This is a genomic window from Pseudomonas sp. SK2 (genome assembly GCF_016772395.1).
GTDB lineage: Bacteria > Pseudomonadota > Gammaproteobacteria > Pseudomonadales > Pseudomonadaceae > Aquipseudomonas > Aquipseudomonas taiwanensis.
On record NZ_CP061944.1, the window covers coordinates 3116544 to 3143371 of the forward strand.

Here is a 26828-nt window from a genome sequence, read left to right on the forward strand (position 1 = left end):
GCTAGGGCTCCAGGGTTTCGACCGCTTGAGGGTGAACCGCCAGGACACTGCACGGTGGACGGCTGACGATGCGCTCGGTGGTATCGCCCAGCAGCTTGTCCAGCCCTTTGGGCTGCACCACACCCATGACCACCGCGTCGATATCCAGCGCAGCGACCTGCTCGCGAATCACTTGCACCGGGCCACCTTCCATGAAATGGCGGCGATTCGCCGCGACCCCCTCAGTGTCCGCCAAGGTGTCGAACGGCTCCTTCAAGGCGTTGCGCATCTCATCGATCCACGCCTGGGTGACGTTCATGTCCGAGGCGAATACGCCGGCCAGGTTGTAGGCCGAGAGCAGGTGCAACTGTGCATCGCATTGCAGTGCCAGCGCCTGCGCGGCACGGATCAGCCCACGATTGAAGGATGCCTGGACCTCGGGGGTTTCGCTGAAGGAAGTGTCAACGGCGACCAGCACGCGCTGGGGCAGCGACACCGCTGCCGCCGGCACGAAGTGCGTGATGCCCTTCAGGCCCCGCATCAAGGCGCAATCCAGGGGCGTGCTGAACAGTCGCACCATGGTTGGCGTCGCTTCGCTGTCCTTGATGACCATGTCGGGCTGCAGTTCGCTGATGTAGTCGAGGGCCTGGCTGCGGATGTCGTCCGCCTGCAGGCTGTCGACCGTCAAGGCGACACCGCTGCCACGGTGACGCTCGACCAAACCTGCCAGCCGTACACGGTAGTGGTCGAACTGGCGCTGGATATCGGCCTCGTTCAATCGCTCTTCACGCAACAGGTGCTCCTGCGTCGGTTCGAACAAGCCCAGTACATGCACGCTGGCACCACTGACATGCGCCAGGGCCAGGGCCCTGCGCAGCGCGGCCGAATGCGGATCGACCTCGGTGAGCAGCACCAGCAGTTGTCGATATTGACCCATGGCGAACCTCCGGGCTTGCGCGGCTGGCGTGATGATGTAGGCGATTGTCCGGAGGCAGGCTGATGCGCGCTTGATGCAGATCAGAAAAACCACCTGCCGCGCCTGAACTTGACGATTGTCAGAACCGGCGCCGCCCAGCACGGTACAACGGCTGCAGCAAGCATCGACCAGGTAATCGGGAGGCGACATGAACAAGCAGCAGGCTGACCAGCCAGATACGGGCGAGCATTGGATCGAGAAGCTTTCGGACGGCGCTGCCGTACTGATCCGTCCGCTGCGAGAAGAGGACCGCGAAAGGGACCGCCGCTTTCTCAGCACGATCGCCTACGAAGCCCGACGTTTCCGCTTGATCGCTGGGCTCAGTGGCGGCGTGCCAAGCCTGGATGCGCAGCAAATGCCAGTGGATCACCACCAGCGCGAAGCCTACGTTGCCCTGGTCCATGCAGATGGCCAGTTGCACCAGATCGGGGTAAGCCGGTATGCCAGCGTGCCCGGCAGCCGCCTCTGCGAATGCGCCGTCGCCGTGGACGAACAATGGCAGCGCAAGGGGCTGGGCCGGTTGCTGATGCAGCACCTGATCGCAGCCGCCAAGCGCAACGGCTTTCACTGCATGATTTCCAGGGACCTGGCGAACAACTATGCCATGCACCGGCTGACCAAGGGCCTGGGCTTCAGCTCACGCTACTTGGGTGGCGATGTCAGCGAGATCATTCACGAACTTGACCTTCGCACCTGAAGACAAGGCCCTTTGGGGCCTTGTCTCTCAGCCTTGGGAATGCTCCGGTGAAATCACCAGCACGCTGCTGGACAAGCGATTCAACACCCGCTCGGCAGTGCTGCCGATGAACCAGCCGATGCCGTGATGGTGGTAGCTGCCCATGACCAGTACGTCGATATCGTTGTTCTCCATGAACAGCGCCAGCACCTTGGCCGGGTCTCCCAAGCGCAGGTGGCGGTGTTCGGCGGCGATTCCATTGCGCTCGGCAAGTGCCTGGAAGGCATCGCTTTGCGCCTCGTGCAGTGTCTGGGCCAGGTTGGAGTCGAACAGGAATGAATGCTCGCGGCTGCCGCCGGCGTCCAGGTACATCGACCCCATGTCGTAGGCATATAGCAACTCGATCTGGGCATTGCACTGTAATGCCAGCTTCAGCGCCTCGCTGATGATCTGGTCGTTGAAGCCCTCGAACTGGTCTTCCGGGCGCGACAGGTCCACGGCCGCCAGAATCTTGCGCGGCAGCGCATGGCTGGCCTGGTGAACCAGGTGCAGGGGAATGCGGGTTTCCCGCAGCAACTGAATGTCGAGCGAGGTGAACATTGCCCGTGCCCACCAGGGTTCATGCTCGAAGGCCTTGATCAGCATGGCGAAAGGCTGCTCGCGCAGGTGCACGAGTATCTCGTCCAGCGGATGCTGGACCCATACCACTTCGGTGGTGACCGTCACCCCATTGCGGCGCATCGACAGCGCTTGGGTTTCCAGCCATTCACGGTGTTGCTGTACATAGCCTTCGCGCATCACCGCCAGGGCCTGGTCGTTGACCAAGCCCGCGGTGGCAAGGCCTTCGAGGTAGTCAAACGCCACGATATGCAGGGCCATGCCCTTGGCCTTGGCCAGCGCCGCCGCACGGTCGTAGACCGGGGTGCGCCGCATCAGAGGCGAAGCGATCAGCAGAAGTCTTTGCGGGTTGTCCATGGCGCACCTCAGCGTTTGGGAAGTGTCCCTGGATCATCCCTGAACCGCCCTATGCGGACTTGACGTTTATCAACTGAACCACTGGACGGACAAACGGCGATGCCAGCTGCGCGAGAATTTGATGCGGATCAAAGCTTCCTGGCGTTTACGGCGCAACCTGACTCTATACCAACAACAATCATCGAACTCCCTGGAGGCGTGCCATGACGCTCATGACAACCTGCGAAGTCGGCCATGAATCATTCGCCAACCCGCCCAATGGCGTGACGAAAATGGCCAATACGCCCTGAACCACCCCTGTTGCTGGCAGGGATGCCTTCGTTTCGCATGGATTTGCAGTTGGTTTGCTCATGCATGCTTCTGGAGGCTTCCATGAACATCTACGTCGAAACAAGCCCTGAACAGAACCGCTGGTGGGTCCGCATGGACGACTGCCGGGTGAGCTTCACGACGCCCGACGAAGCGCAAGCCTTCGTCGATCGGCTTAACGCCCGTCTCAATGCACCCCATTCACGCGACATGCTTGCCGACTGGTCACCACGCCCCGGCATGGGCAGCACGGGTAAAGCCAATGCTCGGATGGCCACTCAGGCAGATCTCCGATGCGCGAAGGAGGCCTGAAAATGACTGGCCTACTGAACGTGACCTTGCTCGACCAACCGCCAGCGTCGAGTCCCGCGACGCCGATCCACCTGAAACCGCTCACGACCCTGTGCACCGAGTGCCGTGTCAGCGGGTTGTGCCTGCCCACCGGTCTTCCGGTGCAAGACAACAGTTGCCTGGGCGCCCTGATCGGCCCACGCCTGCGTGTTCGCAAAGGCGCCGCGCTGTTCAACGCCAATGACCCGCTGACAACGCTCTATGCCGTGCGCTGCGGCAGCTTCAAGACCAGCCTGAACAGTGCCGAAGGCCAGGGCGTGGTGATCAATTTCTGGATGCCGGGCGATGTGCTTGGCCTCGACGCCATCGCCACCGAACACCACGTATGCGATGCCATTGCCCTGGAAGACAGCGAGGTGTGCCCTGTCCCCTACCGCCGGCTGCAGGCCCTGGCACACGACTTTCCCGTCCTGCAGCAAAGCCTGAACCGTTTGATGAGTCGGGAAATCGTGCGCGAGCATGAACGGGTGTTGATGCTGTGCAACCTCACCGCCGAGCAGCGCCTGGCCAGCTTCCTGGTGGGGTTGTCACGGCGCTTCGTCAGCCGGGGCTATTCTGCCCACGGTTTCATGCTGCGCATGTCCCGGGAAGACATGGCCTCGTACCTGGGACTGCGGCTTGAGACCGTCTGTCGTTCGGTCGCCCGCTTGCGTGCGCTGGGTATCGTCAGCATGCGTGGCAGGCTTGTCGAGATACTCAATCTGCCAGCCTTGATAGCCCTTGAGCAAGGCGGCGCGGACGTCGCGCCCAAGGACAACCCGAAGGCGCCATGCTCGACGCGGTGAATATCAGCCACGGCGCCGTGGCATTGGGCATCGGCATGCTGGTGGGGCTTGAGCGCGAGCGCAAGAAAGGCCGCAATGAAGACCATGCCGCCGCCGGCCTCCGGACCTTCGCCATCACCGCCCTGTTGGGCTACGTCAGCATGTTGCTGGCCGGGCCCATGCTGGTCGGGTTCGCCAGCCTTGGCCTGGTACTGATGTTGTGCATGCATTACCACAAACATGCCGACAGAGACCCCGAAGTCACCAGCGAAATCGCCCTGCTGCTGGTGCTGACCCTCGGAGCACTGAGCCTCGAGGAACCAGAACTGGCCACCGCTGTCGGCGTGGTACTGACCCTGCTCCTGGCACTGCGCCGCGAGCTGCATCATTTCGTGCTCCAGCAACTGAACGAGCAAGAGCTGCGCGATGGCTTGATGCTGTTGACGATGGCGCTGGTGGTGCTGCCGTCGACACCGGACAGGTTCATGGGGCCGTATGGCGCACTCAACCCTCGCACCCTCTGTACGCTGGTCGTGCTGCTGATGACCGTCGGTGCGCTGGGGCACATTGCCTTGCGTCTGGTCGGCCCACGCTACGGCTTGCCCCTGAGCGCCATCGCATCCGGCTTCGCCTCGGGCACGGCGACGATTGCGCTGCTTGCCCATCAAGCCCGTCAACGCGTCGCTGCCGTAAAATCCCTGGCCGCCGCGGCCGTGTTGTCCAACCTCGCCAGCATCGCGCAATTCGCCTTGGTACTGGGCATCGTCGACCGCCGCCTGTTGAAACCTTTCATGGCCTCGATCGGGCTCGGTGTAGGGGTTACGGTGGTTTACGGAACCTTGTTACTGGCACCTTGGCGCAACGACCAAGGCGCGTGCCCGGCACCTCAGGGCGATGGCGCCTTCAACCTCTGGACAGCCTTGATCATCACCCTGGCGCTGGCCGGAATCGCCTTGTTCTCGGCATTCCTGCTTCACCACCTGGGCCACAGCGGCGTTAGTATCGCGGCCTTCCTCGGCGGGATGGGCGATGCCCACGCAGCCACCGCATCGGTAGCCTCGCTGGTTGTGGCAGGACAGCTGGGGACAGCCGATGTCGTGGTACCAGGGATGATGGCAGTGACGGGCAATAGCCTGACCAAATGCGTACTGGCGTTCAGCAATGGCGGCTTCGCATTCGCACGTTACCTCGCCCCGGCACAGTTGATCATTCTTGGCGCGATGTGGCTGGGGCTTTTAGTGACCTGACTTGTCGAACGCCACTCGGGCATTGCGCAGGAACTTTGCACCCGTCGGACAGGCCTCCTGTTCCAGGTCTATCGAAAAACGGAGATTATGACGATGAGTGCACCACTCAATGGCAAGCGCGTGGCCTTTCTGGTCACCGATGGATTCGAACAAGTCGAGCTGACCGGCCCCCGCGAAGCATTGCAAAACAATGGCGCCGTGGTCGATATCCTGAGCGACAAGGAAGGCACTGTGCGGGGCTGGAACCACGACAAGCCCGCTGACGAATTCGCCGTCGATGCCACCTTCGAGAATGCGCATCTGGATCTGTACGATGCGCTGGTGCTGCCCGGCGGCGTGCAGAACTCCGATACCATTCGGCTGATTCCCGGCGCGCAGAAACTGGTCAAAAGCCATCAATCGGCCAACAAGCCGTTGGCAGTGATCTGTCATGGCGCCTGGCTGTTGGTGTCGAGCGGTTTGGCCAAGGGCAAGCGGATGACCAGCTACAAGACACTGCAGGATGACATTCGCAACGCAGGCGGCACCTGGGTGGACGAAGAGGTGGTGGTGGATGGCAACCTGATCAGTAGCCGTCAGCCCGATGACATTCCCGCGTTCAACGACCAGTTGGTCCGCGCCCTGGCCGTTTGAGCTGCGCGTTGACACCGCCGCTGCAAGTGAATTGAACGTCGCGCGCGGCCCCATGACCTAAAGAGGTACCCATCCGCTACTGGAGGTACCTCGTCATGCACGATCCCAATGCCCCAGACCCATATGTCGATGACGTCCCCCACAACCCAGGTGAACCGATGCCTGCACCAGACTCCGAAACCGAGGCGCCGGACTGGCCAGAGGACCAAGTCCCGCCAGAAGAGCAATCCGATGGTTGAGTGACGGGTTCGCCGGCGTCAACCTGTGGCCGGCGTCATCTCGCCCACCACTTGGTCGACCACCGCCCGGAAGGCCTGGCGCCGGTCTCTCCCCTGGGCGAGGGCGCGCTCGAAGGCGGCCAGTTGGCGTTGAGCGCTACTGCCGTCCTGGAGGATACGCGCAGCGTGGCCGAATGCGTGCTCGGCATCCTGGGTGTCGGCGGGTACCAGGCCCTGCAGCTGTGCCAGCCAGCCATGGGCGGTCACCGGTTGCCTGTCGTGCGCGCCTATGAACATGCCATTGCCGCCATGGCGGAGCGCCCTCCAGTAGTTCTCCTGGATGATCCAACGTTGCTCGGGGCCGAGCGGCTGCCAATGCTGACGAACCCGCAGCGTCTGCTCTACCAGGTGACGGAACAGCCCGGCGATGGCCAGGCCGTCTTCCAAGCGTGGGCACGCATCACAGATGCGCAACTCGATTGTCGGAAATCGCCGCGACGGGCGGATCGCCCACCAGAAGTCGCCGTCTTCGGCAAGCCCGCCTATACCTTGGAGCAGTGTTCTGTAGCGCAGGTAGGCATTCCAGTCAGCCAGCGGCTCTGGCATGTCCATGTGCGGCCACTCCCCGCAGACCACGCGTCGGTAACTTTGGTAACCGGTCACTTGGCTGCACCAGAACGGCGAAGAGGTGGTCAGGACGAGCAACAGCGGCAACCAGCAGAGCATCTGGTTGATCAGCTGCATGCGGTCGATCTCCGGCGCCACCCCCACGTGCACATGCAGCCCCGAGAGCAGGCTACGGCGGGCGACCATTTGATAGTCGTCGAATACCTGGCGGTAGTGATTCTGGTCCCGGGCATGCTGGCGTTGCCACCGCGCCGTGGGATGGCTGGCAGCGCCATAAAGGGCCACCCCCTCCTGCGCCAGCGCGCTGCACAGATTGTGTCGACATTCGGTGAAATAGCTGCGCGCTTCATGCAGGTTGGCCAACACCGGTGAAGCGACCTCGATCTGGCTGTAGAACATTTCCTCGGCGAAATGCTCGCCCACCACTTCACGGCAACGGCGCGCCACTGCGTGCGACGGCCTGGCCAGGACGTCGCCACGGGTAACGTCGACCAGCAAGTATTCCTCTTCGATGCCGAACCCTTGCGCCCTGACCATCGTGCACTCAGGCGATGCGAGTCAGGGTCAGTGCTACTGCGGCGATGCGTTCGACATGCGCGTAGCCTGGTTCGAGCAGTTGCTCACCGAATACATCCGGGTCCAGCTCACGGTAATGCCAACTGAAGGCAGGCCCGGCCAGGCGTAGGCGCACAGCGTCCAGCAAGGCATCGCGACCGTCGACGATCGCGACCCCGGTGTACAGCAACAACGTGCCACCCATGACCAGGCGTTCGCGCGCCTGTTCGATGATGCGCAGGGAAAGCTCGGCTCCGAGCGCACCGCCACCATGGCGATAGGCGCGCTGCTGGGCGTCGAGCATGTAAGGCGGATTGGCAACGATCAGGTCGAAGTTCGCGCCGATGCCATCGAGCAGGTCACTGGGCTCGACCGACACGTTGGCCACCCCCGCCAGTGCAGCGTTGATGGCGGTATAACGCAACGCCAAAGGGTTGATGTCCACCGCGCAAACCTGCGCATGGGGGGCTGCACGGGCGATGATCAGCGCGCCGATGCCGGTGCCACAGCCAAGGTCGACCGCATGTTCCACGCGCCGGGGACTGTGCTGCAGAAAGTCCTGTATCACCTGGGCGAATCGGTAGCTATCGGGACCGAAGAACACCGCGTCGTGGCTGTCGGTCGGCCACGCGGAATGGACCAGCAACAGGTTGTCGAGGCTCGACCAACGCACCGCGCTGCGCAATAGCTCACCCTGCGCCTGCACCACACCAGCGGTTTTCAACTGGGCCAACTCGTCACTGCTGATCAGCGAGGCCGGGAACGGCCGGCTCCAGCCGAACACATCCCGCAGGTCGTGGGCCTGCTGGGCGGCGGTCCGGTCGTTGACGCGAGCATGGGTAGCTGGGGTCACGCAGGTGAAACGATAACCGTCGGCGCTGAGGCGCCGCCCCAGGTGCAACAGTGCCTGGTCGGCATAAGCTTGGTTCTGGTCAAGCAACATCAGCACTCTCCTGCGTGGGTCAAGCCGGTGGCAAGAATGAAATCGCGGGTGGCGCGCAGTCCATCGGGCTCGGCGTGATGGTTACCGGACATCCGTTCGATCATGCACTCGACACGAGGCAGCCCTTGCGTGGCCGGCCCGCCCTCTTCCAAGGCCAAACCCTGCTCCCAGTGCCCCGGTGCGACGCGCCGATACGGCACGCCGGCCCTGTCACCGGCAATCCAGTCATGCCAGAGCTGCTTTTCGTAAGCGGTGAAAACCCCAAACATCGCGGCATGCGGTCCGTCGATCAAGGCCCAGAACCGGCTATTCGAAGGCGCCTCGCCTCGTTGCACCCACTGTTGCGTTTCAAGGGCGCGCAGGAAGCCGGGTAACGCGCTGGCATCGGCCAGCCATTGGTTGATGGTCCGACCTTGCAGGCGGCAACGGTCACTGTGCATGAACTGGCCGTATACCCGCTTGCGTTGCAAGGCGGCCAACAACTCCGTTTCCAGGTCGAAGGACGCAATCAGCGAGGCCGTGTCGAGCCCAAGATCGTTGAGACGATAGCCCCTGCGCACTCGCTCGTAGCAGGCTTTTTCCGACGGCCCCGGCATCAGCAGGAACAGGCTTTGCAATGCGCGACGAGCATGACCGCTGGCGGCATTGTCGATCGTGACGTGCAGCTGAAAGTAATGAGCATCGATGCCCAGTTCGGCCAACTCGTGGGTGGTGATCAGCAAGTGCAAAGGCGGCTGTTCATACCCCAGGTTGTAGCCAATGACCTCCGGCAAATACTGCTCGACGTTGCGCCCCAAGGCCAACTGCACCGCGCCTTGCAGGTACCGCGACGGGTCCAAAGGCAGCCCTTGGTCACAACCCAGGCGGCTCAGCAATCGCTGGTAGATCAACACATGGTTGCAGCGGAGGTCACCATCGCCCAGTTCTTCTAGGAAGGTACGGATCAGCCCATGGAACCGTGGATCTTGCCAGTGCTTGAGCGTTCCGTGCAGCCAAGCGCCATCCACCTCTTTGGTCGGGGCGACCTGTTGCAGGAACCACAGGGCCTGTGCCCGGTTGGCGAAGAACCGCCGTGGTGCGCCCTCACGCCGCTGCGCCAGGTAACGCGCATGCTCTGCGGCGACCCGGGCGGCATGATCGACCGACCACTGCGCCAAATCCGCGGGATCGTCCGGCAAATCATCGGTCATCGATATCGTCCGCTGAAGTTGACCGGCCAACCACTCCCGCGCGTCGTAGCCACCCGACTGCAGCATTGCCGAGTACTGCCGCTGCGGATCGTCCGGCACAACCCGGACTGACTGCTGCATGATTTCTAACGGTATCAACCTCATGGGCCGCACCTCGCTCAGGGATTCTGGGGCTTGGTCTCGGGGCTCGGATGAGTGGTGGGTGTATCGGGTTGCTCCATCTGCAAGGACGGCTTGCTGGGGTCCGCATCCTTGGCGGGATGATCTGAATCACGGTCGAAACAGCCGCCGAGCAGCGTCAGGCTGGCGCCGAGCAGCACCGTGGGGAGCAGGGTGTATTTCATGTCGGGCTCCGGTTGTAGTTGCGAGGGTTCATAACGAACGAGTGCGCTCGACGCGGCTGGATTCGTTTTTTTTACCCTGCAGTGGATGAACGGCGCTAAATACCGGGGCGGGGTGCATCGGGAGGCGCGGGTAGCCATCACGATGATCGAAGAAAAACTAAACCTTCCCGCCCTCGCCTGGCTCAACCGAATGCGACATCGAGGTCGCGCCAACTGAACGAAGGAGTCAGACATGAGCCAACCCTTCTTGAAACTCGCAGGCGTCACGTTGTTGATGAGCCTTGCTTCGCTGCAGGTCCAGGCGGCCTCTTCGGACGATTTCGTCGACGCGGCGATCGAGGCAGGCATCGCCGAGGTGGTCACCAGTAACCTTGCCCAGGAAAAAAGCCAGAACGCCGACATCAAGAAATATGCCCAGCAGATGGTCACCGACCATACCAAGGCCAACCAGCAGCTGGGCGAAATCGCCCGCAAGCTTGACATCAGCGTGCCCGACGAAGCGGCGCTGACCGACAAGGTCAAAAAAATGATCCTCGAATGGCGCGAAGCGTCCTTCGACCGTTCCTATGTCAACAACCAGGTCGATGCGCACGAAAAAGCCGTGGAGCTGTTCAAGAAGGAGTCGACATCCTCCGACAAACCAGAGCTGAAGGCCTTCGCCAGCGAAAAACTGCCGACGCTGGAACATCACCTCGAGCAGGCCAAAGCTTTGCAGACGACTCACGGCAAATAACCCAGCCGACAGGCCAGGCGACGGTAGGCCCGACGCCAATGGGGCAGCCATCCTGCCCCATTGCTCAACGGTTCTGTGACCTTGTATCACTCGAACGCGGAGAGAACAGCATGCCACGTGGAGACAAAGACAAATACACCGACACCCAAAAGCGCAAGGCTGAACACATCGAAGAGCGCTACGAGCATAAAGGCCTGTCCAAGGACGAAGCCGAGGCGCGCGCCTGGGCAACGGTCAACAAGCAATCGGGCGGCGGCGAAAAGCCAGGCGGCTCGGGCAAAGCCGCCTCGTCGAAGGCCCAGTCCACCGCCCGTTCGGATTCGGCCAAGCGGGCGGCGCAAACACGTCAGGGGCACTCACGTACATCGAGTACGTCGCTGAACACGCAAACCAAGCAGAGCCTTCTCAAGGAAGCGCGGAGCAAGAACATCAAAGGCCGCTCGACCATGAGCAAGGCAGAACTGGTCGAGGCGTTAGGCAAGCATGGTTGAGATGCTCGACGCACGTCGGCGGCCTGCTTGGGTTTGACGGATGCTGGCCAGCTCCTTGAGCGGTCATGCATCCGGATCGCTCACATGGGCCTGCACGGCATCTTCAAGCGCCCGCACGTGGGCTTCATCGGCCAGCGCCTTGAGTGCCAGCCAATCGTCCCAGTCGATGGCGCCATCGTCACGCAAGGCCTCGGCGGTGCGGACCAAAGCGTGGTGGTAGGCATCCGGCGACTCGGTGCGGTAGCTGGTGTCGTCGTACTGGGCGTACCAGGCTTCAAGCTCTGGGATGCTGCGTTCGATGCTCATGGCAAGACTCCTCGGTGCTCATTGCAGTGAGAGTCCATCCGCCGGGCGACGTTCACCCGGATCGGGCGAGATCGTCATCGCGACGTCGCCAAACCCTCGTCGCTCGGATGATGTGAAGCCTATAATCGCTGCCAATGCCCATGATTCATACAGGGACCCTACCCGGTCCGCACAAGGTTCGTGCCCATGAAGTCGTCCAGCAAGACTACACTCGCAGCACCGCACAACCCGGCGCTCAGCCCCAGCCATCTGGATTTCCCGGTCGTAGGCATCGGCGCATCGGCTGGCGGGTTGGAGGCGATCCAGACGTTCTTCCAGCACATGCCGGCCGACTGCGGCGTCGCGTTCGTCGTCGTATTGCACCTGTCGCCGGACCATCAGAGCCAGGCCGACCGCTTGATCCAGCGGGTCACCCGCATGCCCGTCTGTCAGGTGAGCGAGCCGGTGCCGATCGAGCGCAACCATGTCTATGTGATTTCTCCGGCCAACCGGTTGTCCACCAACGACGGCTACCTGCGCGTCAGCCCAGCCAGGCGCAGTCGCGGCGATCATGTCGCCATCGACCTGTTCTTCAGGGACCTGGCCGATGTGCACAAGGATCATGCTTTTTGCGTGATTCTTTCCGGTAGCGGCAGCGATGGCGCAGTGGGTTTGTCGCGAATCAAGGAGCAAGGCGGTGTGACCCTGGTGCAGGCACCCGACGATGCGCTGTACGCCGACATGCCCAAGGCGGCGATCGACACCGGCATGGTCGACCTGGTGCTTCCAGTGGCCCAGATCCCTGGGAAGCTGGTGGAACTGTGGCGCACGGCACGCGAGGTCAAACTGCCTGAAATAGACGACGACAGCCTGCCCCCTGCCCTGGGCGAGCGCTCAGGCGACCCACAGCAAAGCGATCCGCTCCTGGACGACATCCTGGCCCGTCTGCACGCCACCACCGGGCATGACTTCCAGCACTACAAGCGCGCAACGGTTTTGCGTCGGCTTGAACGGCGCCTGCATGTCACCGCGCAGACCGACCTGGCCGGCTATCGCGACTACCTGGAGCAACACCCCGAGGAGAGCCGTGCCTTGCTCGCCGACATGCTGATCGGGGTGACCAATTTCTTCCGCGACCGTGACGCCTTCGAGGCGCTGCAACAGCATGTGATGCCCGGCCTTAGCCATGACCAGAGCGGCGAAGATCCGCAGCGCGAAGTGCGCATCTGGTCGGCAGGCTGCTCTTCCGGCGAGGAAGCCTACAGTCTGGCGATGCTGGCCACCGAACAACTGGCGCGGGAGCAACGTAGCGCCAGGATTCAGGTGTTCGCCACCGACCTTGACGAACGCGCTATCAATGTCGGCCGCCTGGGTGTTTATCCTGATGCCATCGCCACCGATGTGCCTACCGCGCGGTTACGCCAGTTCTTCATCAAGGAAGACCAGCACTACCGGGTGCGCAAGGACATCCGCGAAAAGGTCTTGTTCGCCCGCCATAACCTGCTGTCCGACCCACCCTTCTCCCAACTCGACCTGGTCGTGTGCCGTAACCTGCTCATCTACCTTGACCGAGAAGTGCAACACGAAATCCTGCGAATCTTTCACTTCGCCTTGCGCAAAGGGGGCTACCTGTTTCTGGGTTCATCGGAGTCGGCGGATGCGGCTGCCGATCTGTTCATTCCGGTGGACAAACGCCATCGTATCTTCAAGGCCAGGGAGGTGGAGCCTGCGCGTCGCACCGCCCGCCTGCAGGCGCCCGAGTCGCAGGTGGCGCGGGTCAAGACCAGGCCCGTTCGCAAGCTGTCCTATGCCGAGATCCATCACCGCGCACTGGCCAGGCGCACGCCACCAAGCCTGATCATCGACGCCGACGGCAACATCTTGCACATGAGCGAAGGGGTCGGCCGCTTTCTGCGCCACCCAGGGGGAGAACTCAGTCACAACCTGCTGAACCTGGTGCTGGTGCCGCTTCGACCGACCTTGCGCAGTACCGTGCTACAAGCCCAGAACACCGGCCAACTGGTCACCTCAGGCCCGGTCATCGTCGCTGTCGATGAGCAGCGTATCGAAGTAAAGATGCAGGTCCAGCCACACCAGGACGAGCCCAGCGGCAGCGAATGCCTGCTGGTCGTCTTCCAGGTGAGCGAAGCCGACGCGCACGGCCCGGCCATTGCCGAGCAGACCGACGGCATGGTGTTGAACACCCTGGAGCGCGAACTTCAGCGAACCCGCCAACAGTTGCAGGAAACCATCGAGCAGTCAGAGATCTCCAGCCAGGAGCTGACCGCTTCGAACGAGGAAATGCAGGCGATCAACGAAGAACTGCGCCTTGCCAGCGAAGAGCTGGAAACCAGCAAGGAAGAACTGCAGTCGATCAACGAAGAGTTACTGACGGTCAACTACGAGCTCAAGTCCAAGGTCGATGAAACCGACAAGATCAACGATTACCTGAGCAACCTGATCGCCTCCACCCAGATCGCGACAGTGTTCGTCGACCGCAGCCTGCGCATCCGCTGGTTCACCCCCCGGGCCACCGATATCTTCAGCATGCTGCCGGTCGATACCGGCCGCTCGCTGCTCGACATCACCCACCGCCTGGACTACCCAGGGCTGGCGGACGACGCGCGCGCGGTGATCGAGCGCGAGACCACGCTAGAGCGCGAGGTGATCGGCAATGACCAGCATTGGTACCTGGCCCGCCTGTTGCCCTATCGGGCCAATGAACAGAACGTCGATGGCACCGTGCTGACGTTCATCGACATCACCAAGAGTCGCGCTGCCGAAGAACGTTTGCGACGAGGGGAAGAGCGCATGCGCCTGGTCGCGGAGAGCACCCACGACTTCGCCATCATCCTGCTCGACGAACAAGGCTTGATCATCGACTGGAACACCGGCGCTGCGCTGATATTCGGTTACGCCAAGGACGAAGTGCTGGGCCAGCACTTTTCGCTGCTCTTCACCGAGAAAGACCGCGAGAACGGGGTGCCGGAGCGTGAACTTCGCACCGCTCGCCTGCAGGGTCGCGGCCAGGACGAGCGCTGGCATGTGCGCAAGGGCGGCAGTCGCTTCTATTGCAGCGGCGAAGTGTCGCGCCTGAAGGGCAACAGCCTGCGCGGCTACGTCAAGATCGCCCGCGACCTGACAGGGCACAAGCGGCTTCACGACGAGCAAAGCAAGCGACTGGCCGAGTCGCAGGTCACCAGCCACATGAAGGATGAGTTCTTCGCGGTCATGTCCCATGAGCTCAAGCATCCGTTGAACCTCATCCAGCTCAATGCCGATATCCTGCGACGTCTGCCTCCGGTCAAGAGTACCAGCGCGGCGAACAAGGCCGTCAGCGTGATCTGCGAAGCGGTCGCCAGCCAGGCGCGTATCATCGACGACCTGCTCGATGTCGCACGCATACGTACGGGCAAGCTCAAGCTCCAGACCCGGCCGGTCGACCTGTGCGCTGTGCTGCAGGGTATCCACTCGGTGGCCTGCAGCGAACAACGCGGTTGTAGCGTGCGCCTGACGCTGCCAGCCAATGGCGCGCCGGTGTATGTCATGGCAGACAGTACGCGCCTGGAACAGATTATCTGGAACCTGCTGAACAACGCGCTGAAATTCAGCCCCGCCGATGGCGAGATCCTGCTGGTGCTCACGCAGTTGGACGAGCATGCGCAACTGCAGGTGATCGACCACGGCATTGGGCTTGCCGAAGAATCGCTGGAAAACATCTTCGAACTGTTCAGCCAGGCCGCCCCCACCAGCCATGGCCGCGAAGGCCTCGGCATCGGCCTTTCCCTGGTACGCCAACTGGTCGAGGCCCATGGCGGTAACGTGCGCGTACAGTCACCAGGGCTTGGCCAGGGCTGCACCTTCACCATCACCCTGCCGTTATGCGAATACACTCAGCAAACCCAGGAACAGGCTAGCGATGCAGTGCCTGAGGGGCGGCTCGCCGGTATCCGCATATTACTGGTGGATGACTCGGTCGATGTGTTGGATGTGATGGAGCAGTTACTGCTCATGGAAAATGCCGAAGTCGATGCCTACAGCGATCCACACCTGGCCTTGGCCTCAGCGGCGGATGCGCGATATGACGTGATCATTTCCGATATCGGCATGCCCGGCATGGATGGACACGCGCTGATCAAAGCACTGCGTGGCCTTGAGCATCTTCGCTACGTTCCGGCCATTGCCCTGACCGGCTACGGCGCCAGCGCCGATCAACACAAATCGCGACAGTCCGGCTTCGACCGACACTTGAACAAGCCTGTCGGTTACGAGGACCTGATCGAAACCCTTGAACGCCTGAACGGCGCGCAAACCCGCTGATCGCGCGGCTGGCGCCTGGCGCTGTGCCGCACGAGTCTACCTGCTGTCCCGGCGGCCCGCTCGTCAATCGTGGTGAACCCTTGCACCCCACCACGGGTCGCTAGAGGTGAGTCCACGAATGCAGGGGAGCTGGCGTGAGCGAGATTCGCATTGGTATTTCCGGATGGCGCTATGGTCCATGGCGCAAGGACTTCTACCCCAAGGGGCTGCGCCAGGACGATGAACTGGCGTTCGCCTCGCGGGCGGTCAACAGCATCGAGATCAATGGCTCGTTCTATGCGTTGCAGACACCGGAACGCTATTGCCATTGGCGTGACCAGACACCGGACGGGTTCGTGTTCTCGGTCAAGGCGCCGCGCTACATCACCCATGTGCGCAGGCTGCGCGACATCGACGAGGCGCTTGCCAACTTCTTCGCGTCCGGCCCGTTGTTGCTGGGCGACAAACTGGGCCCATTCCTGTGGCAGTTTCCCGCCACGCTGAAATTCGACGCCCAGCGTTTCAGCGACTTCCTCGGCAAGTTGCCCCGTGATCGCAAGGCTGCCCGCGAATGCGCAGGGCAAGCTGCCGCGCGCCTCAAGGACAATGGCGGTACCGCCATTGGCGGCAATGCCCGGCTCCGTCATGCCGTGGAAATCCGTCACCCAAGCTTCCTGTGCGACACCTTCATCAACCTGCTGCGTCGACACAAGGTGGCCCTGGTAGTGGCCGACAGCGCCGGCAAATGGCCGTACGTCGAGGATGTCACCGCCGACTTCGTCTACCTGCGCCTGCACGGCGATGTCGAACTCTACAGCAGTGGCTACACCGCCAAAGCCCTGCGCCGTTGGCGCTTGCGTATCGAGGCCTGGGCTGCCGGTAGCCAGCCAGATGATGCCGAGCTGGTGATGCAGCGCGCACCGGCCAGACGCGCCTCTCGCGATGTGTACTGCTATTTCGACAACGACCAGAAGGTGCATGCCCCGTACGATGCGCGCCGCCTGCTGGGTAAACTCGGCCTGGACGGTGAGCTTGTGACCGAGCCTGGCGTCGAACCGCAGGTGCAGTCATGAACCGGACCCTACCTACCGCAAGCTGCGTGATCGACGAGGCGAGCGCGGTGCATCGCCTGACAGTGCTCACCCTGAACGTGCATAAAGGCTTCACCCTGTTCAACCGCCGCTTCATCCTCCCTGAGCTTCGCGAAGCCGTGCGCGCTACCGGTGCCGACCTCGTGTTCCTGCAAGAAGTGCATGGCAGCCATCAGTGGCATGCCGAGCGCCATCCAACCTGGCCGCAGGAACCCCAGTACGAATTTCTCGCCGACAGCATGTGGCCTGAGTTCGCCTACGGTCGAAATGCGGTCTATCCCCATGGCGACCATGGCAATGCCCTGCTGTCGAAGTCTCCGATCCGCGCCTACGACAATCTCGACGTGTCGATCCACGGCAACGAGCAGCGCGGCCTGCTGCATTGCCAACTGGAAGTGCCCGGCCATGAGCGAATGCACGCCATCTGCGTGCACCTGGGTTTGCGCGAGGAGCACCGTCAGCGCCAGGTCGGCCTGCTCCTGGGGTTGCTCGACAGCCTGCCAGCGGACGAGCCGGTCATCGTCGCCGGTGACTTCAACGACTGGCGACTGAGGGCCGATGCACTGCTGTCCGGGCACCTGGCCGAAGCTTTTGGCAAACCGGCGCGCAGCTTCCCTGCCCGCCTGCCGCTGCTGCGCCTGGATCGCATCTACCTGCGCAATGCCAAGGCCAGCGAAGCGCGGGTGCTGTCCCGATACCCTTGGTCGCATCTTTCCGACCATGCCCCCCTGGTAGCGGAGGTGACCCTGTGAAACACACTTGGAGCGACGGCAACCACGTCGAACTGCTGATCAACGGCGAGCAATATTACCCTCGGGTGTTCGAGGCCATGGCCCAGGCACGGCACGAGATCCTGCTGGAAACCTTCATCATCTTCGACGACAAGGTCGGCCAGTCCCTGCGTCAGGCGCTGATCGACGCGGCCCGACGAGGCGTGCGGGTCGAGGTGGCGGTGGACGGCTATGGCACCGCCGACCTGCCCGATGACTTCATTTCCTCCATGACCGAGGCCGGGGTGCGCTTCCATGCGTTCGATCCCCAGCCCAAGCTGGCCGGCATGCGCACCAACCTGTTCCGCCGCCTGCACCGCAAGGTGGTGGTCATCGACGGTCAGCGCGCCTTCCTCGGCGGCATCAACTACAGCGCCGACCACCTGGGCGACTTCGGGCCGCAAGCCAAGCAGGACTATGCCGTGGAGGTCGCAGGCCCGGTGGTGGCGCAGGTGCATGCATCCAGTTGCCGGTTGCTTGCGCCCGTGCTCGAAAGCATCAGCCAGTTGCCCTCGGCCAGCCCCCCTGCCGGCACCGCCAGTGCCTTGCTGGTGGAACGCGACAACCGTCACCACCGCAACGATATCGAGGTGTGCTACCTGCAGGCCTTTCGCGAGGCCAAGCACCGCATCATCGTTGCCAATGCCTACTTCTTCCCCGGCTATCGCCTGCTGCGCGAACTGCGCAACGCCGCACGGCGCGGCGTTGACGTCACCCTGATTCTTCAGGGCCAACCGGACATGCGCTGGGTTCGTAGCCTATCGCGCCTGCTCTACAACTACTTGTTGCGCGACAATGTGCGCATCCGCGAGTACTGCCAGCGGCCTCTGCATGGCAAGGTGGCCTTGGTGGATGACCACTGGTCCACCGTCGGTTCCAGCAACCTTGACCCGCTGAGCCTGTCGTTCAATCTCGAAGCCAACCTGCTGATCCGCGATCGTGCGTTCAACCATGGCTTGCACGAGCACCTGAGCGAACTGGCCAGCAAGCATTGCAAGACCGTGACCCTCGAACGGATGGTACGCGGCTACTGGTGGCGTGCGCCGCTGATTTTCCTCGGCTTCCATATCACTCGCTACTTCCCGCGCATCGCCGGTTGGTTCCCGGCACACCGCCAGCGCCTGCAGTCCGTGCAAGTGGACCTCACGGCGCCGGTGGATTACCGCGGAGGCAAAACCGGATGAGCGGGCAACGTTGGAAGACCTGGGGCAAGCGTCTGTTGACGCTGCTGTTCGTGGTGCTGATCCCGGTACTGCTGTTCACCCTGGCGCGCAACCTGGACTGGTCCGAAGTTCGCCAGTCACTGCTGGCCTACCGGCCCTCGACCCTGGCCCTTGGCCTGCTACTGGCACTGTGCAGCTACCTGGTGTTCGCCAGCTACGACCTGCTGGCCCGTGCCTACACCGGCCACCACTTGCCAGCCCGACAGGTACTGCCAGTGGCGTTCGTCTGCTATGCGTTCAACCTCAACTTCACCACCTGGGTTGGCGGTGTGGCCCTGCGCTACCGCCTGTACAGTCGATTGGGACTGGATACGGCGACCATCACGCGCATACTGACCCTGGGCCTGCTCACCAATTGGATGGGCTATATGCTGCTGGCCGGCACGGTGTTCGCCTTGAGCCTGGTCAAACTGCCTGAAAGCTGGGCACTGGGTACCCTCGGCCTGCGCCTGGTGGGCGTGCTCATGGTAGCGATCGCGGTGGTCTATCTGCTTGCCTGCGCCTTCGCCAAGCGCCGGACGTGGCACCTGCGAGGGCATGAGATCGCCTTGCCGAGCCTGCGCCTGGCGGTGTGCCAACTGGTGCTCGGCGCCAGCAACTGGGCCCTGATGGCGGCGCTGATTCATCTGTTGCTGCCACCTGAGCTGTTCTACCCCTCGGTACTGGGTGTATTGCTGATCAGTTGCCTGGCCGGCGTGGTTGCGCATATTCCGGCCGGGCTAGGGGTATTGGAGGCGGTGTTCCTTGCCCTGCTGCACGGTCAACTCGGCCAAGGCACGCTGGTAGCCGCCCTGCTGGGCTATCGGACGTTGTACTACCTGATACCGCTGGTGCTGGCGGTGATCACCTACCTGATCCTGGAAAAGCGCGCCAGGACCCTGCGCCAGCAGGCCGGGCAGGCCTGAGGCAAGCGTCGATGGGCCGTCTGGCCCGGGAGGTACATCATGCGATGCTTATTGTGTGTGGCACTGCTGGGCGCCCTGGCCAGCGGAGATGCGCTGGCCGAAGGCTGCGAGGTGGTCACCCGGTCTTCCAGCGAAGCGGTCAAACCGGTGCAACAACGTACCTGCTACACCTTCGGCAACATGCCTTCCGAAGCGATTGCCTGGTCTTGCAGCAATGAAAGCAAGGAAATGCTCAACAGCCAGAAGCGCAAGGTCGAGCGCTGCAGCGACGGCAGCGTTGGCAGTTGCATCGCGCCGCTGACTCAGGAGACCTTGGCCAACCCGGACGCCGCGGGGCGCGATGAACCCTCGACCCGCCCGCAGGTGCCGAAGGATGCGCGGATCATCACCTACTACTACGACACCCCAAGCCTTGGCCAGGCGCGCAGTGACTGCGAGCGCAACAATGGTATCTGGCAGACTCACTGAGGTGATCAGGGCGGGGCGAACCGGTACACGGCTTGCCCCGCGCCGCGCCTCAAGGTGAGATCGGGTCGCTCGCCGGGAAGGTTTCATCCAGGGCGTTATCGACGCTGCTTTCCTTGGGCTGGGTGGCTTCGCCACATTTGCATTCGGCCACGCGGCAAGGCTCACCGTTACGGTGACCCGTCGCGCACGCTTCACAGCAGTAGGCCTTGCCATCCTGGACCACGGCATTGGCGTCGACGGTGCAGGAACAAGGGTTGCAGGAACAGCGTTGCTCGTTCATCAGGGCGCTCTCCGGTCGTCTTCAGGTGTGACTTCATCGGTCCACGGCTCGCCGTCCAAGGGTGCCGAGCGCGCCAGTTCAGCCTCGTCCAAACCAATGCCACCGCCAATTTCATGGGCCTGGACCTGACGCAAGGTCTTGTCCGCCGGGCCGCCCCCCGTCCCCGGCTCATGGGGATCGCGGGCGCCAGTTTCGTCCAGCAGCGTATCGGGGCTCAGGTCATCGAGGGTGACATTGTCCTCGTGCAGGCTGTCACTGAGGGCTTCGCCACCGGTCATGCCGCTTTCGGCGACGCGCCGGGGCGGATAGTCCTCGTGCACCTCCCGCGCCGGACGCTCGTCGCCGATGCGACCCCTGCGCTCATCGCGGCGCTCGCTGAAATCCAGTTCATGGACACTGCCCATACGGTCTTCGGTGTCGTCTATTTCGACCTGAGGTCTTGGGTCATCGGGTGTAGCCATGAGGGTTCTCCGTCTGTGGGCTTCATTCGGTCGACTACCCTCATGGGTAAATGATTCAGAGTTTCTGGCTGTGCGCGCCTCGCTTTTTTTGGAACTCCCCGTTCCTGCGCCCTCTCCCACTCTAGAGACCCGCGAATCGTTTCGGAGCCCGCCATGGCCAAGCCCCTGCAGGAGTACCAGCGCAAGCGCGACTTCAACGCCACCCCCGAGCCGGCTGGCAAGCGCGCACGCGCACGCCCCGCCCATGGGCTGCAGTACTGCATTCAGAAGCATGACGCCAGCCACCTGCATTATGACTTTCGCCTGGAACTCGATGGCACCTTGAAAAGCTGGGCGATCCCCAAGGGCCCCTCACTCGACCCCAAGGTCCGGCGCCTGGCTGTGCATGTGGAGGATCACCCGCTGGACTACGCCAATTTCGAAGGCCACATCCCCGAGGGACACTACGGTGCCGGGGACGTGATCGTCTGGGATCGGGGCATCTGGGAGCCCGAGGGCGACCCGCGCGAAGCCTATGCCAAAGGCAAGCTGCGCTTTGCCCTGCAAGGCGAGAAGCTGTCGGGTGTCTGGAACCTGTTCCGCACCCATCTGGCCGGCAAGAAAGAGCAGTGGATGCTGGTCAAGTCCCATGACGACCAGGCCCGCAGCGAAGCCGATTACAGCATCGTCGAGGCCCTGCCGGACAGCGTGCTCAGCGACCGTACCCTGCTGCCGCGGCGCCCGACCAACGCCAGACCCGCCAAGCCCAGGCGCAAGGCCAAACCCAGCGCCCTGCCGGACAAGCTTCAACCCCAGTTGGCCACCCTGGTCGATTCGCCCCCCAGCGGCGACTGGCACTATGAAGTGAAGTTCGATGGCTACCGCATCCTGGCCCGCATCGACGCAGACGATGTGCGCCTGTTCACCCGCAATGGTCACGACTGGAGCGCCAAGCTATCGCGCCAGGTCGAGGCACTCAAGGCGCTCGGGCTCGATTCGGCTTGGCTGGATGGCGAGATGGTAGTGGTCGACGAGAACGGCGGCACCGACTTCCAGGCCCTGCAGAACGCCTTCGACACCGAACACGACGACAACATCACCTATTACCTGTTCGACTTGCTGTACCTGAGCGGCAAGGACCTGCGTGAACTGCCCGTGCAAGACCGCCGGGCAACCCTGGCCAAACTGCTTGAGCACAACACATCGGACACGCTTAAGTTTTCCGAGGACTTCAACCAACCGGTCGACTCACTGCTCGCCAGCGCCTGCTGGCTCGGACTGGAAGGCCTGATCGGCAAACGTGCCGACAGCGTCTACATGAGCCGGCGCAGCAGCGACTGGATCAAGCTCAAGTGCAAGCAGCGCCAGGAATTCGTGATCGTTGGCTACACCGATCCCAAAGGCAGCCGTCACGGCTTCGGCGCCCTGCTGCTGGCCCTGCACGACAAAGACAGCGGCCAGTTGCGCTACGCCGGCAAGGTAGGCACCGGTTTCAGCGCCGCCACCCTGGCGAGCATCCGCGACCGTCTGAAACCACTTCAGACCGCCACGCCACCCTTGCCCAAGCCGCCGACCGGGGCCGATGCCCGCGGCGTGCACTGGCTAAAACCGCGCCTGCTGGCCGAGGTCGCCTACGCCCAGATGACCCGCAGCGGCATCGTGCGCCACTCGGTATTCCACGGCCTGCGCGACGACAAGCCTGCAACCGCCATCGACCTGGAGCGCGCCGTGCCCGCCAAGACCGCAACGACGGCTCAGCCGAACGGGCTGGGCAAATTACGCCTCACCCACCCCGAACGTGTCATCGACCCGACCAGCGGCACCACCAAACGCCAGATCGCGCAGTACTACGCACAGGTCGCCGACTGGCTGCTGCCACAACTCAAGGACCGTCCCGTGGCGCTGGTTCGCGCACCGGACGGTCTTGACGGTGAATTGTTCTTTCAGAAGAACGCCGGTCAGTTGCACATTCCCCATGTCGTCAGCTACAGCAAGGCCGAAGCCGGCCAGGCGGCGATGGTGCTCAACCGCGCCGACAGCCTGCTGGGAGCGGTGCAGATGAACATGCTGGAACTTCACACCTGGAACGCCACCGACAAGGACTTCGACCGCCCCGACCGCTTCGTCCTGGACCTGGACCCTGACCCGGCACTGCCGTGGAAAGCCATGCTCGAGGCCACCCAGCTGACCCTCACCCTGCTCGATGAGTTGGGCCTGAAGACGTTCCTCAAGACCAGTGGCGGCAAGGGCATGCACCTGGTCGTGCCGCTGACCCGCAGAGCCGGATGGGAGCACGTGAAGGAGTTCAGTCACGCTATCGTCGAACACATGGCGAACCTCTTCCCGGATCGGCTCAGCGCCGTGTCCGGGCCCAAAAACAGGGTGGGTAAGATCTTCATCGACTACCTGCGCAACGGCAAAGGCGCCACCACCGTGGCCGCCTATTCGCTGCGCGCGCGCGAAGGCCTGCCGGTGTCGGTACCGATCTGGCGCGAGGAATTGACGCAGCTCAAGGGGGCCAACCAATGGAACATCGGCAACCTGCACGAACGGCTGGCGCAGGTGGACGACCCGTGGGCCGAGATGAGCAAGACCCGGCAGTCGATCACCGCACGCATGCGCAAGCAACTGGGGCTCGCTTGATGGGGGGGCTGATCGACCTGCTGCAATGGCCGGCGATGCTGCTCACGCTCGCAGCGGCCTGGTGCATCGGCTCGCGCCAACCCCGTCGGCGACGCATGGGATTCTGCTGCTTCATTGGCAGCAACGTGCTCTGGGTGGCATGGGGCTGGCAGGTGCAAGCCTGGGCATTGATCGTCCTGCAGTTCTGTCTGTGCGCCATGAACCTGCGGGGGTGGAAGAAGAATGTGCAAGGAGGGAGCAGCCCATGAGTCTCGACCCGGATTTCGACCCAGGCCATCTCGACCGGCTGCTGCAGCGCTTCGGCGCACGACCGCGCCCTATCGACCTGGCAGGCTCGCTGCCAGCGCTGTTGCATGCCTTGCAGGCCGACCACCTGGACTTGCTGCCGCTCCCAGGCCAAGGCAAGACCCTGCAACGCTGGCAAGCCCTGGCGCGGGTGGCGGCTTGCGATCTAGGTCTGGCGAAACTCTACGAAGGCCATACCGATGCCCTGGCGATCCTTGCCGAATGTGGCGCGGCGCAGCTTACGCAAATGGGCATCTGGGGCGTTTGGGCGGCCGAACCGCCGAATGCCCGGACCCACATCGTCCAGCGCACTGGCGATCAGGTACGCCTGCAAGGCCGCAAGGCCTGGTGTTCGGGCGCGCTGCAAATCGACCGTGCGCTGATCACCGCCTGGGCACACGACCAGCCACAGCTGGTCGTCATCGAGATGGCGCACCCCAGCCAGCAGGTTCAGGCCGATCACTGGCAAGCCGTGGGCATGGCCCATACCGCCAGTGTCACCGTCACATTCGACGACTCGCCGGGGCTGGCCGTCGGCTTGCCGGGTCAATACCTGTCGCGACCGGGCTTCTGGCACGGCGGCGCAGGCATCGCGGCCTGTTGGTACGGTGCGGCCGAGGCGCTGGCCGAGTACCTGCGCGAACAGTGCCGCAAGCCTCGGCCCGATCCGCACGCCGACGCTCACCTGGGAGCGGTCGATGCCGCCTTGCAGGGGGCCCGCGCCGCGCTTCGCGAATGCGCGGCCTGGATAGACAGGCACCCCCAGGCCGACGCCAGCGTCGAGGTGCGCCGTACCCGCGCCCAGGTCGAGCAGGCGGTCGAACAGGTCATTCACCACGTTGGCCGGGCACTGGGCGCTACGCCGTTCTGTCATAGCAGCCACTTCGCCCGGCTCAGCGCGGACCTCCCGGTCTACCTGCGTCAAAGCCACGCCGAACGAGACTTGGCCGAATTGGGCCGGCAAGTGACCCACCTTCCGCCAGGAGCATGGCACTTATGAGCGAAAACTTGATTCAGGCAGCCTCCGGCACGCCGTGGAGTGAATGGCAGCATTCCGCGCACCTGGCACGCGCGAGCTGGCTGACGCCCGAGCAGCTGTGCCCTCCTGGCCGGCGCCTGGTGCTGCTGGCGCCGCATCCAGACGACGAAATCCTCATGGCGGGCGGGCTGCTGGCGAGCTTTCGCGGGCGCGAAAACGAGCTGGTGCTGATATCCGCCACCAATGGTGAGGGCAGCCACCGCGATTCCGCGTACTGGACCGAGCACCGCTTGCGTCACCAGCGCCCGCTGGAGAGTCGACATGCCTTGCAGCACCTGGACCTGGACCTCACCCGCCTTGACTGGCGACGGCTCAACCTCAAGGACGGAGCCCTGCCGCGCGATGAAGCCTTCCTGGTCAACCACCTGGAGCAGCTACTGGAACCCGACGACCTGTTGCTGACCACCTGGCGCGGCGACGGCCACTGCGACCATGAGGCCGCTGGCCGCGCCGGTGCGCGGGCGGCCCTGTCGCGCCGGGCACAACTGGCCGAAGCGCCGGTGTGGGCCTGGCACTGGGCCGAGCCTGACGACCCTCGCCTGCCCTGGCCTCGGGCGCATCGCCTGCAGGTGGACGAAGCACGCCTGGCACGCAAGCGGGAGGCCTTGGCCGCGCACGCCAGCCAACTGCAGCCCGATGGCGATCGTCCTCCAGTGCTGCCAGCGCCTTTGCAGACATGCCTACTGCAACCCTTCGAACTGCTTTTCCTATAAGGAGTCGCCATGAGCCTCGACGCGCAGTACTTCGCCGAGTTGTATGCCGCCAGCGATGACCCATGGGCCTTCCGCACCCGCTGGTACGAGCGCCGCAAGCGTGACCTGGTGATGGCCTGCCTGCCTCGCCAGTGCTACGCGCGCATCTTCGAACCGGCCTGCGCCAACGGCGAGCTCAGCGTGCTGTTGGCCGAACGCTGCGCCAGCCTGCTGTGCCAGGACATCGACAGCACCGCCGTATCCCTGGCTCGCCATCGCCTGACGGGCGCACCCCACGCCCTGGTCGAACAGGGGCACTTGCCGGGCGACTGGCCAGGCGGGACATTCGACCTGGTGGTACTGAGCGAGATCGGCTACTACCTAGACCCGACCGACTGGCTGCAAGTGATCGAACAATCGGTGGCGAGCCTTGCCAACGAGGGGGGGTTGCTCGCCTGCCACTGGCGCCATCCTATCGCCGGTTGTCCGCAAGATGGTCGCGAGGTACACGCCCTGCTGGCCCGTCACCTACCGCTCTACCCCCTGGTGCGCCACGAAGAGGCGGACTTTCTGCTCGAATACTGGTCATGCCAGCCCAGCGTGGTGGACCTGCAAGAGCGCTGCCAATGATCGCCGTCATTGTACCCGCCCACAACGAGGCCCGGCGCCTGGGACGCTGCCTAAGGGCGATCAAGGCTGCGGCTGCACGCGCTGAAGCGGCTGGACTTGCCGTCGAGGTGCTGGTGGTGCTGGACCGCTGCAGCGACACCAGTGCGCTTATCGCCCACCGCCATGGCGTGCAAACCCTTGCACTGCAAGCCGGTAATGTCGGCATTGCCCGGCGAGCGGGCGCGGCGCGGATGATCGCCCGGGGCGCCCGCTGGCTGGCATTCACCGATGCCGACAGCCGCGTTCCGGAGCACTGGCTGGTGTCGCAACTGCAATGGCATGCCGATGTGGTCTGCGGCACGGTGCACATCGAGCGCTGGCACCCCTGGCACAGTCACGCGCTGCGCGAGCTGTACCGTAGCGGCTACCAGGCCCTGGAGGGTCATCGGCATATTCACGGAGCCAACCTCGGCGTGTGTACCGAGGCCTATCAGCACGTCGGCGGTTTCCAACCGCTACCGGCCCATGAGGATGTGCAGTTGGTGCTGGCGCTGGAAGCCAGTGGCGCGCAGATCGTCTGGACCGCAGAACACAGCGTGGCGACCAGCAGCCGGCGGGATGGCCGGGCGAAGGGCGGCTTCGCCGACTACCTTACTCGCTTGGAACGTCAGCTGTGATGACGGCGCGCCAGGGTCTGCGCAAGACCCCGGCTTTTACGACGCAACCCATTGAGCGCTGGGTATTTCGTGCACCCTGTCTGCTCGTTCGAAAGTGAGTGGAGCAATCGC

Annotated in this window: 28 protein-coding genes; 19 read left to right on the plus strand and 9 right to left on the minus strand. The window is 63.3% G+C overall.

Annotated elements, in window-relative coordinates; all coding sequences use genetic code 11:
• Position 1 precedes the first annotated feature (1 nt).
• On the minus strand, positions 2 to 916 hold the full coding sequence (locus tag IF103_RS13915) for a universal stress protein (RefSeq protein WP_027906746.1): 915 nt from the start codon (positions 914 to 916) through the stop codon (positions 2 to 4).
• Between the two features lie 187 nt (positions 917 to 1103).
• On the opposite strand from IF103_RS13915, the gene IF103_RS13920 reads away from it, so the two are divergent.
• Positions 1104 to 1652 carry a GNAT family N-acetyltransferase gene (locus IF103_RS13920; protein WP_023380993.1) on the plus strand — a complete coding sequence of 183 codons (549 nt, stop codon included), beginning with the start codon at positions 1104 to 1106 and terminating at the stop codon, positions 1650 to 1652.
• 27 nt (positions 1653 to 1679) lie between these two features.
• Here the strand turns inward: IF103_RS13920 and IF103_RS13925 are convergent, their stop codons facing one another.
• On the minus strand, positions 1680 to 2606 hold the full coding sequence (locus tag IF103_RS13925) for a universal stress protein (protein WP_023380994.1): 927 nt from the start codon (positions 2604 to 2606) through the stop codon (positions 1680 to 1682).
• A 372-nt stretch (positions 2607 to 2978) separates the two neighbouring features.
• Here IF103_RS13925 and IF103_RS13930 point away from each other — a divergent pair, with 372 nt between their 5' ends.
• The 4 genes from IF103_RS13930 (at position 2979) to IF103_RS13945 (ending at position 5910) form a co-directional block, all read left to right on the plus strand.
• Positions 2979 to 3227: a hypothetical protein gene (locus tag IF103_RS13930; RefSeq protein ID WP_027906748.1), complete on the plus strand. Its 249-nt coding sequence runs from the start codon at positions 2979 to 2981 to the stop codon at positions 3225 to 3227.
• Between the two features lie 2 nt (positions 3228 to 3229).
• A complete protein-coding gene (locus IF103_RS13935; protein ID WP_104881630.1) occupies positions 3230 to 4051 on the plus strand; it encodes a helix-turn-helix domain-containing protein in 822 nt (273 codons plus the stop codon).
• Positions 4036 to 5277 (plus strand): MgtC/SapB family protein, encoded by a 1242-nt coding sequence (locus IF103_RS13940; protein WP_023380997.1) that lies wholly within the window; start codon positions 4036 to 4038, stop codon positions 5275 to 5277. The genes IF103_RS13935 and IF103_RS13940 overlap by 16 nt, the downstream gene beginning before the upstream one ends.
• A gap of 93 nt (positions 5278 to 5370) precedes the next feature.
• Complete coding sequence (locus IF103_RS13945; protein ID WP_023380998.1) at positions 5371 to 5910, plus strand: type 1 glutamine amidotransferase domain-containing protein; 540 nt, start codon at positions 5371 to 5373, stop codon at positions 5908 to 5910.
• A gap of 257 nt (positions 5911 to 6167) precedes the next feature.
• Here the strand turns inward: IF103_RS13945 and IF103_RS13950 are convergent, their stop codons facing one another.
• From IF103_RS13950 to IF103_RS13965, 4 genes are read right to left on the minus strand one after another with little or no spacing between them, the layout of a single operon-like run.
• Positions 6168 to 7292, minus strand: coding sequence for a carboxylate-amine ligase (locus tag IF103_RS13950; protein ID WP_104883587.1), 1125 nt, complete (start codon positions 7290 to 7292; stop codon positions 6168 to 6170).
• 7 nt (positions 7293 to 7299) lie between these two features.
• A complete protein-coding gene (locus IF103_RS13955) occupies positions 7300 to 8253 on the minus strand; it encodes a methyltransferase (RefSeq protein ID WP_104881627.1) in 954 nt (317 codons plus the stop codon).
• Positions 8253 to 9563 carry an iron-containing redox enzyme family protein gene (locus tag IF103_RS13960; protein WP_202675412.1) on the minus strand — a complete coding sequence of 437 codons (1311 nt, stop codon included), beginning with the start codon at positions 9561 to 9563 and terminating at the stop codon, positions 8253 to 8255. Before IF103_RS13960 ends, IF103_RS13955 begins: the two co-directional genes overlap by 1 nt.
• Positions 9564 to 9601: 38 nt before the next feature.
• On the minus strand, positions 9602 to 9787 hold the full coding sequence (locus tag IF103_RS13965) for a hypothetical protein (protein ID WP_104881625.1): 186 nt from the start codon (positions 9785 to 9787) through the stop codon (positions 9602 to 9604).
• 232 nt (positions 9788 to 10019) lie between these two features.
• Between IF103_RS13965 and IF103_RS13970 the strand changes: the two genes are divergently transcribed.
• Positions 10020 to 10520, plus strand: a complete 501-nt coding sequence (locus IF103_RS13970) for a DUF4142 domain-containing protein (RefSeq protein ID WP_023381003.1) — start codon at positions 10020 to 10022, stop codon at positions 10518 to 10520.
• A gap of 110 nt (positions 10521 to 10630) precedes the next feature.
• Positions 10631 to 11011, plus strand: coding sequence for a hypothetical protein (locus IF103_RS13975; protein WP_023381004.1), 381 nt, complete (start codon positions 10631 to 10633; stop codon positions 11009 to 11011).
• Positions 11012 to 11074: 63 nt separating this feature from the next.
• Here the strand turns inward: IF103_RS13975 and IF103_RS13980 are convergent, their stop codons facing one another.
• On the minus strand, positions 11075 to 11317 hold the full coding sequence (locus IF103_RS13980; protein ID WP_023381005.1) for a hypothetical protein: 243 nt from the start codon (positions 11315 to 11317) through the stop codon (positions 11075 to 11077).
• Between the two features lie 186 nt (positions 11318 to 11503).
• Between IF103_RS13980 and IF103_RS13985 the strand changes: the two genes are divergently transcribed.
• From IF103_RS13985 to IF103_RS14010, 6 genes are all read left to right on the plus strand, one after another.
• Positions 11504 to 15616: a CheR family methyltransferase gene (locus tag IF103_RS13985; RefSeq protein ID WP_023381006.1), complete on the plus strand. Its 4113-nt coding sequence runs from the start codon at positions 11504 to 11506 to the stop codon at positions 15614 to 15616.
• Positions 15617 to 15750: 134 nt separating this feature from the next.
• The gene (locus IF103_RS13990; RefSeq protein ID WP_023381007.1) at positions 15751 to 16668 is read left to right on the plus strand and encodes a DUF72 domain-containing protein; all 918 of its coding nucleotides are present in this window, start codon (positions 15751 to 15753) and stop codon (positions 16666 to 16668) included.
• Positions 16665 to 17438 (plus strand): endonuclease/exonuclease/phosphatase family protein, encoded by a 774-nt coding sequence (locus tag IF103_RS13995; RefSeq protein WP_202675413.1) that lies wholly within the window; start codon positions 16665 to 16667, stop codon positions 17436 to 17438. Before IF103_RS13990 ends, IF103_RS13995 begins: the two co-directional genes overlap by 4 nt.
• On the plus strand, positions 17435 to 18640 hold the full coding sequence (gene clsB, locus IF103_RS14000; RefSeq protein WP_027906751.1) for a cardiolipin synthase ClsB: 1206 nt from the start codon (positions 17435 to 17437) through the stop codon (positions 18638 to 18640). The genes IF103_RS13995 and clsB overlap by 4 nt, the downstream gene beginning before the upstream one ends.
• Positions 18637 to 19584: a lysylphosphatidylglycerol synthase domain-containing protein gene (locus IF103_RS14005; protein ID WP_104881622.1), complete on the plus strand. Its 948-nt coding sequence runs from the start codon at positions 18637 to 18639 to the stop codon at positions 19582 to 19584. The genes clsB and IF103_RS14005 overlap by 4 nt, the downstream gene beginning before the upstream one ends.
• A 39-nt stretch (positions 19585 to 19623) precedes the next feature.
• Positions 19624 to 20052, plus strand: a complete 429-nt coding sequence (locus tag IF103_RS14010) for a hypothetical protein (protein ID WP_023381011.1) — start codon at positions 19624 to 19626, stop codon at positions 20050 to 20052.
• 49 nt (positions 20053 to 20101) lie between these two features.
• On the opposite strand, the gene IF103_RS14015 is transcribed toward IF103_RS14010, so the two are convergent.
• Together IF103_RS14015 and IF103_RS14020 are read right to left on the minus strand one after the other, a co-directional pair.
• Complete coding sequence (locus tag IF103_RS14015; RefSeq protein ID WP_023381012.1) at positions 20102 to 20332, minus strand: metallothionein; 231 nt, start codon at positions 20330 to 20332, stop codon at positions 20102 to 20104.
• Positions 20332 to 20793, minus strand: a complete 462-nt coding sequence (locus IF103_RS14020; protein WP_023381013.1) for a hypothetical protein — start codon at positions 20791 to 20793, stop codon at positions 20332 to 20334. Before IF103_RS14020 ends, IF103_RS14015 begins: the two co-directional genes overlap by 1 nt.
• Positions 20794 to 20946: 153 nt before the next feature.
• Here IF103_RS14020 and ligD point away from each other — a divergent pair, with 153 nt between their 5' ends.
• Genes ligD through IF103_RS14050 form a run of 6 tightly spaced genes read left to right on the plus strand, consistent with a single transcriptional unit; the run spans position 20947 to position 26717 of the window.
• On the plus strand, positions 20947 to 23415 hold the full coding sequence (gene ligD / locus IF103_RS14025) for a DNA ligase D (RefSeq protein WP_202675414.1): 2469 nt from the start codon (positions 20947 to 20949) through the stop codon (positions 23413 to 23415).
• The gene (locus IF103_RS14030; protein ID WP_023381015.1) at positions 23415 to 23663 is read left to right on the plus strand and encodes a hypothetical protein; all 249 of its coding nucleotides are present in this window, start codon (positions 23415 to 23417) and stop codon (positions 23661 to 23663) included. The genes ligD and IF103_RS14030 overlap by 1 nt, the downstream gene beginning before the upstream one ends.
• Positions 23660 to 24700 carry an acyl-CoA dehydrogenase family protein gene (locus tag IF103_RS14035; protein WP_023381016.1) on the plus strand — a complete coding sequence of 347 codons (1041 nt, stop codon included), beginning with the start codon at positions 23660 to 23662 and terminating at the stop codon, positions 24698 to 24700. Before IF103_RS14030 ends, IF103_RS14035 begins: the two co-directional genes overlap by 4 nt.
• On the plus strand, positions 24697 to 25452 hold the full coding sequence (locus tag IF103_RS14040; RefSeq protein WP_023381017.1) for a PIG-L deacetylase family protein: 756 nt from the start codon (positions 24697 to 24699) through the stop codon (positions 25450 to 25452). Before IF103_RS14035 ends, IF103_RS14040 begins: the two co-directional genes overlap by 4 nt.
• Before the next feature lie 9 nt (positions 25453 to 25461).
• Positions 25462 to 26061, plus strand: coding sequence for a class I SAM-dependent methyltransferase (locus IF103_RS14045; RefSeq protein WP_023381018.1), 600 nt, complete (start codon positions 25462 to 25464; stop codon positions 26059 to 26061).
• Complete coding sequence (locus tag IF103_RS14050; RefSeq protein ID WP_023381019.1) at positions 26058 to 26717, plus strand: glycosyltransferase family 2 protein; 660 nt, start codon at positions 26058 to 26060, stop codon at positions 26715 to 26717. The genes IF103_RS14045 and IF103_RS14050 overlap by 4 nt, the downstream gene beginning before the upstream one ends.
• Positions 26718 to 26828: the final 111 nt, after the last annotated feature.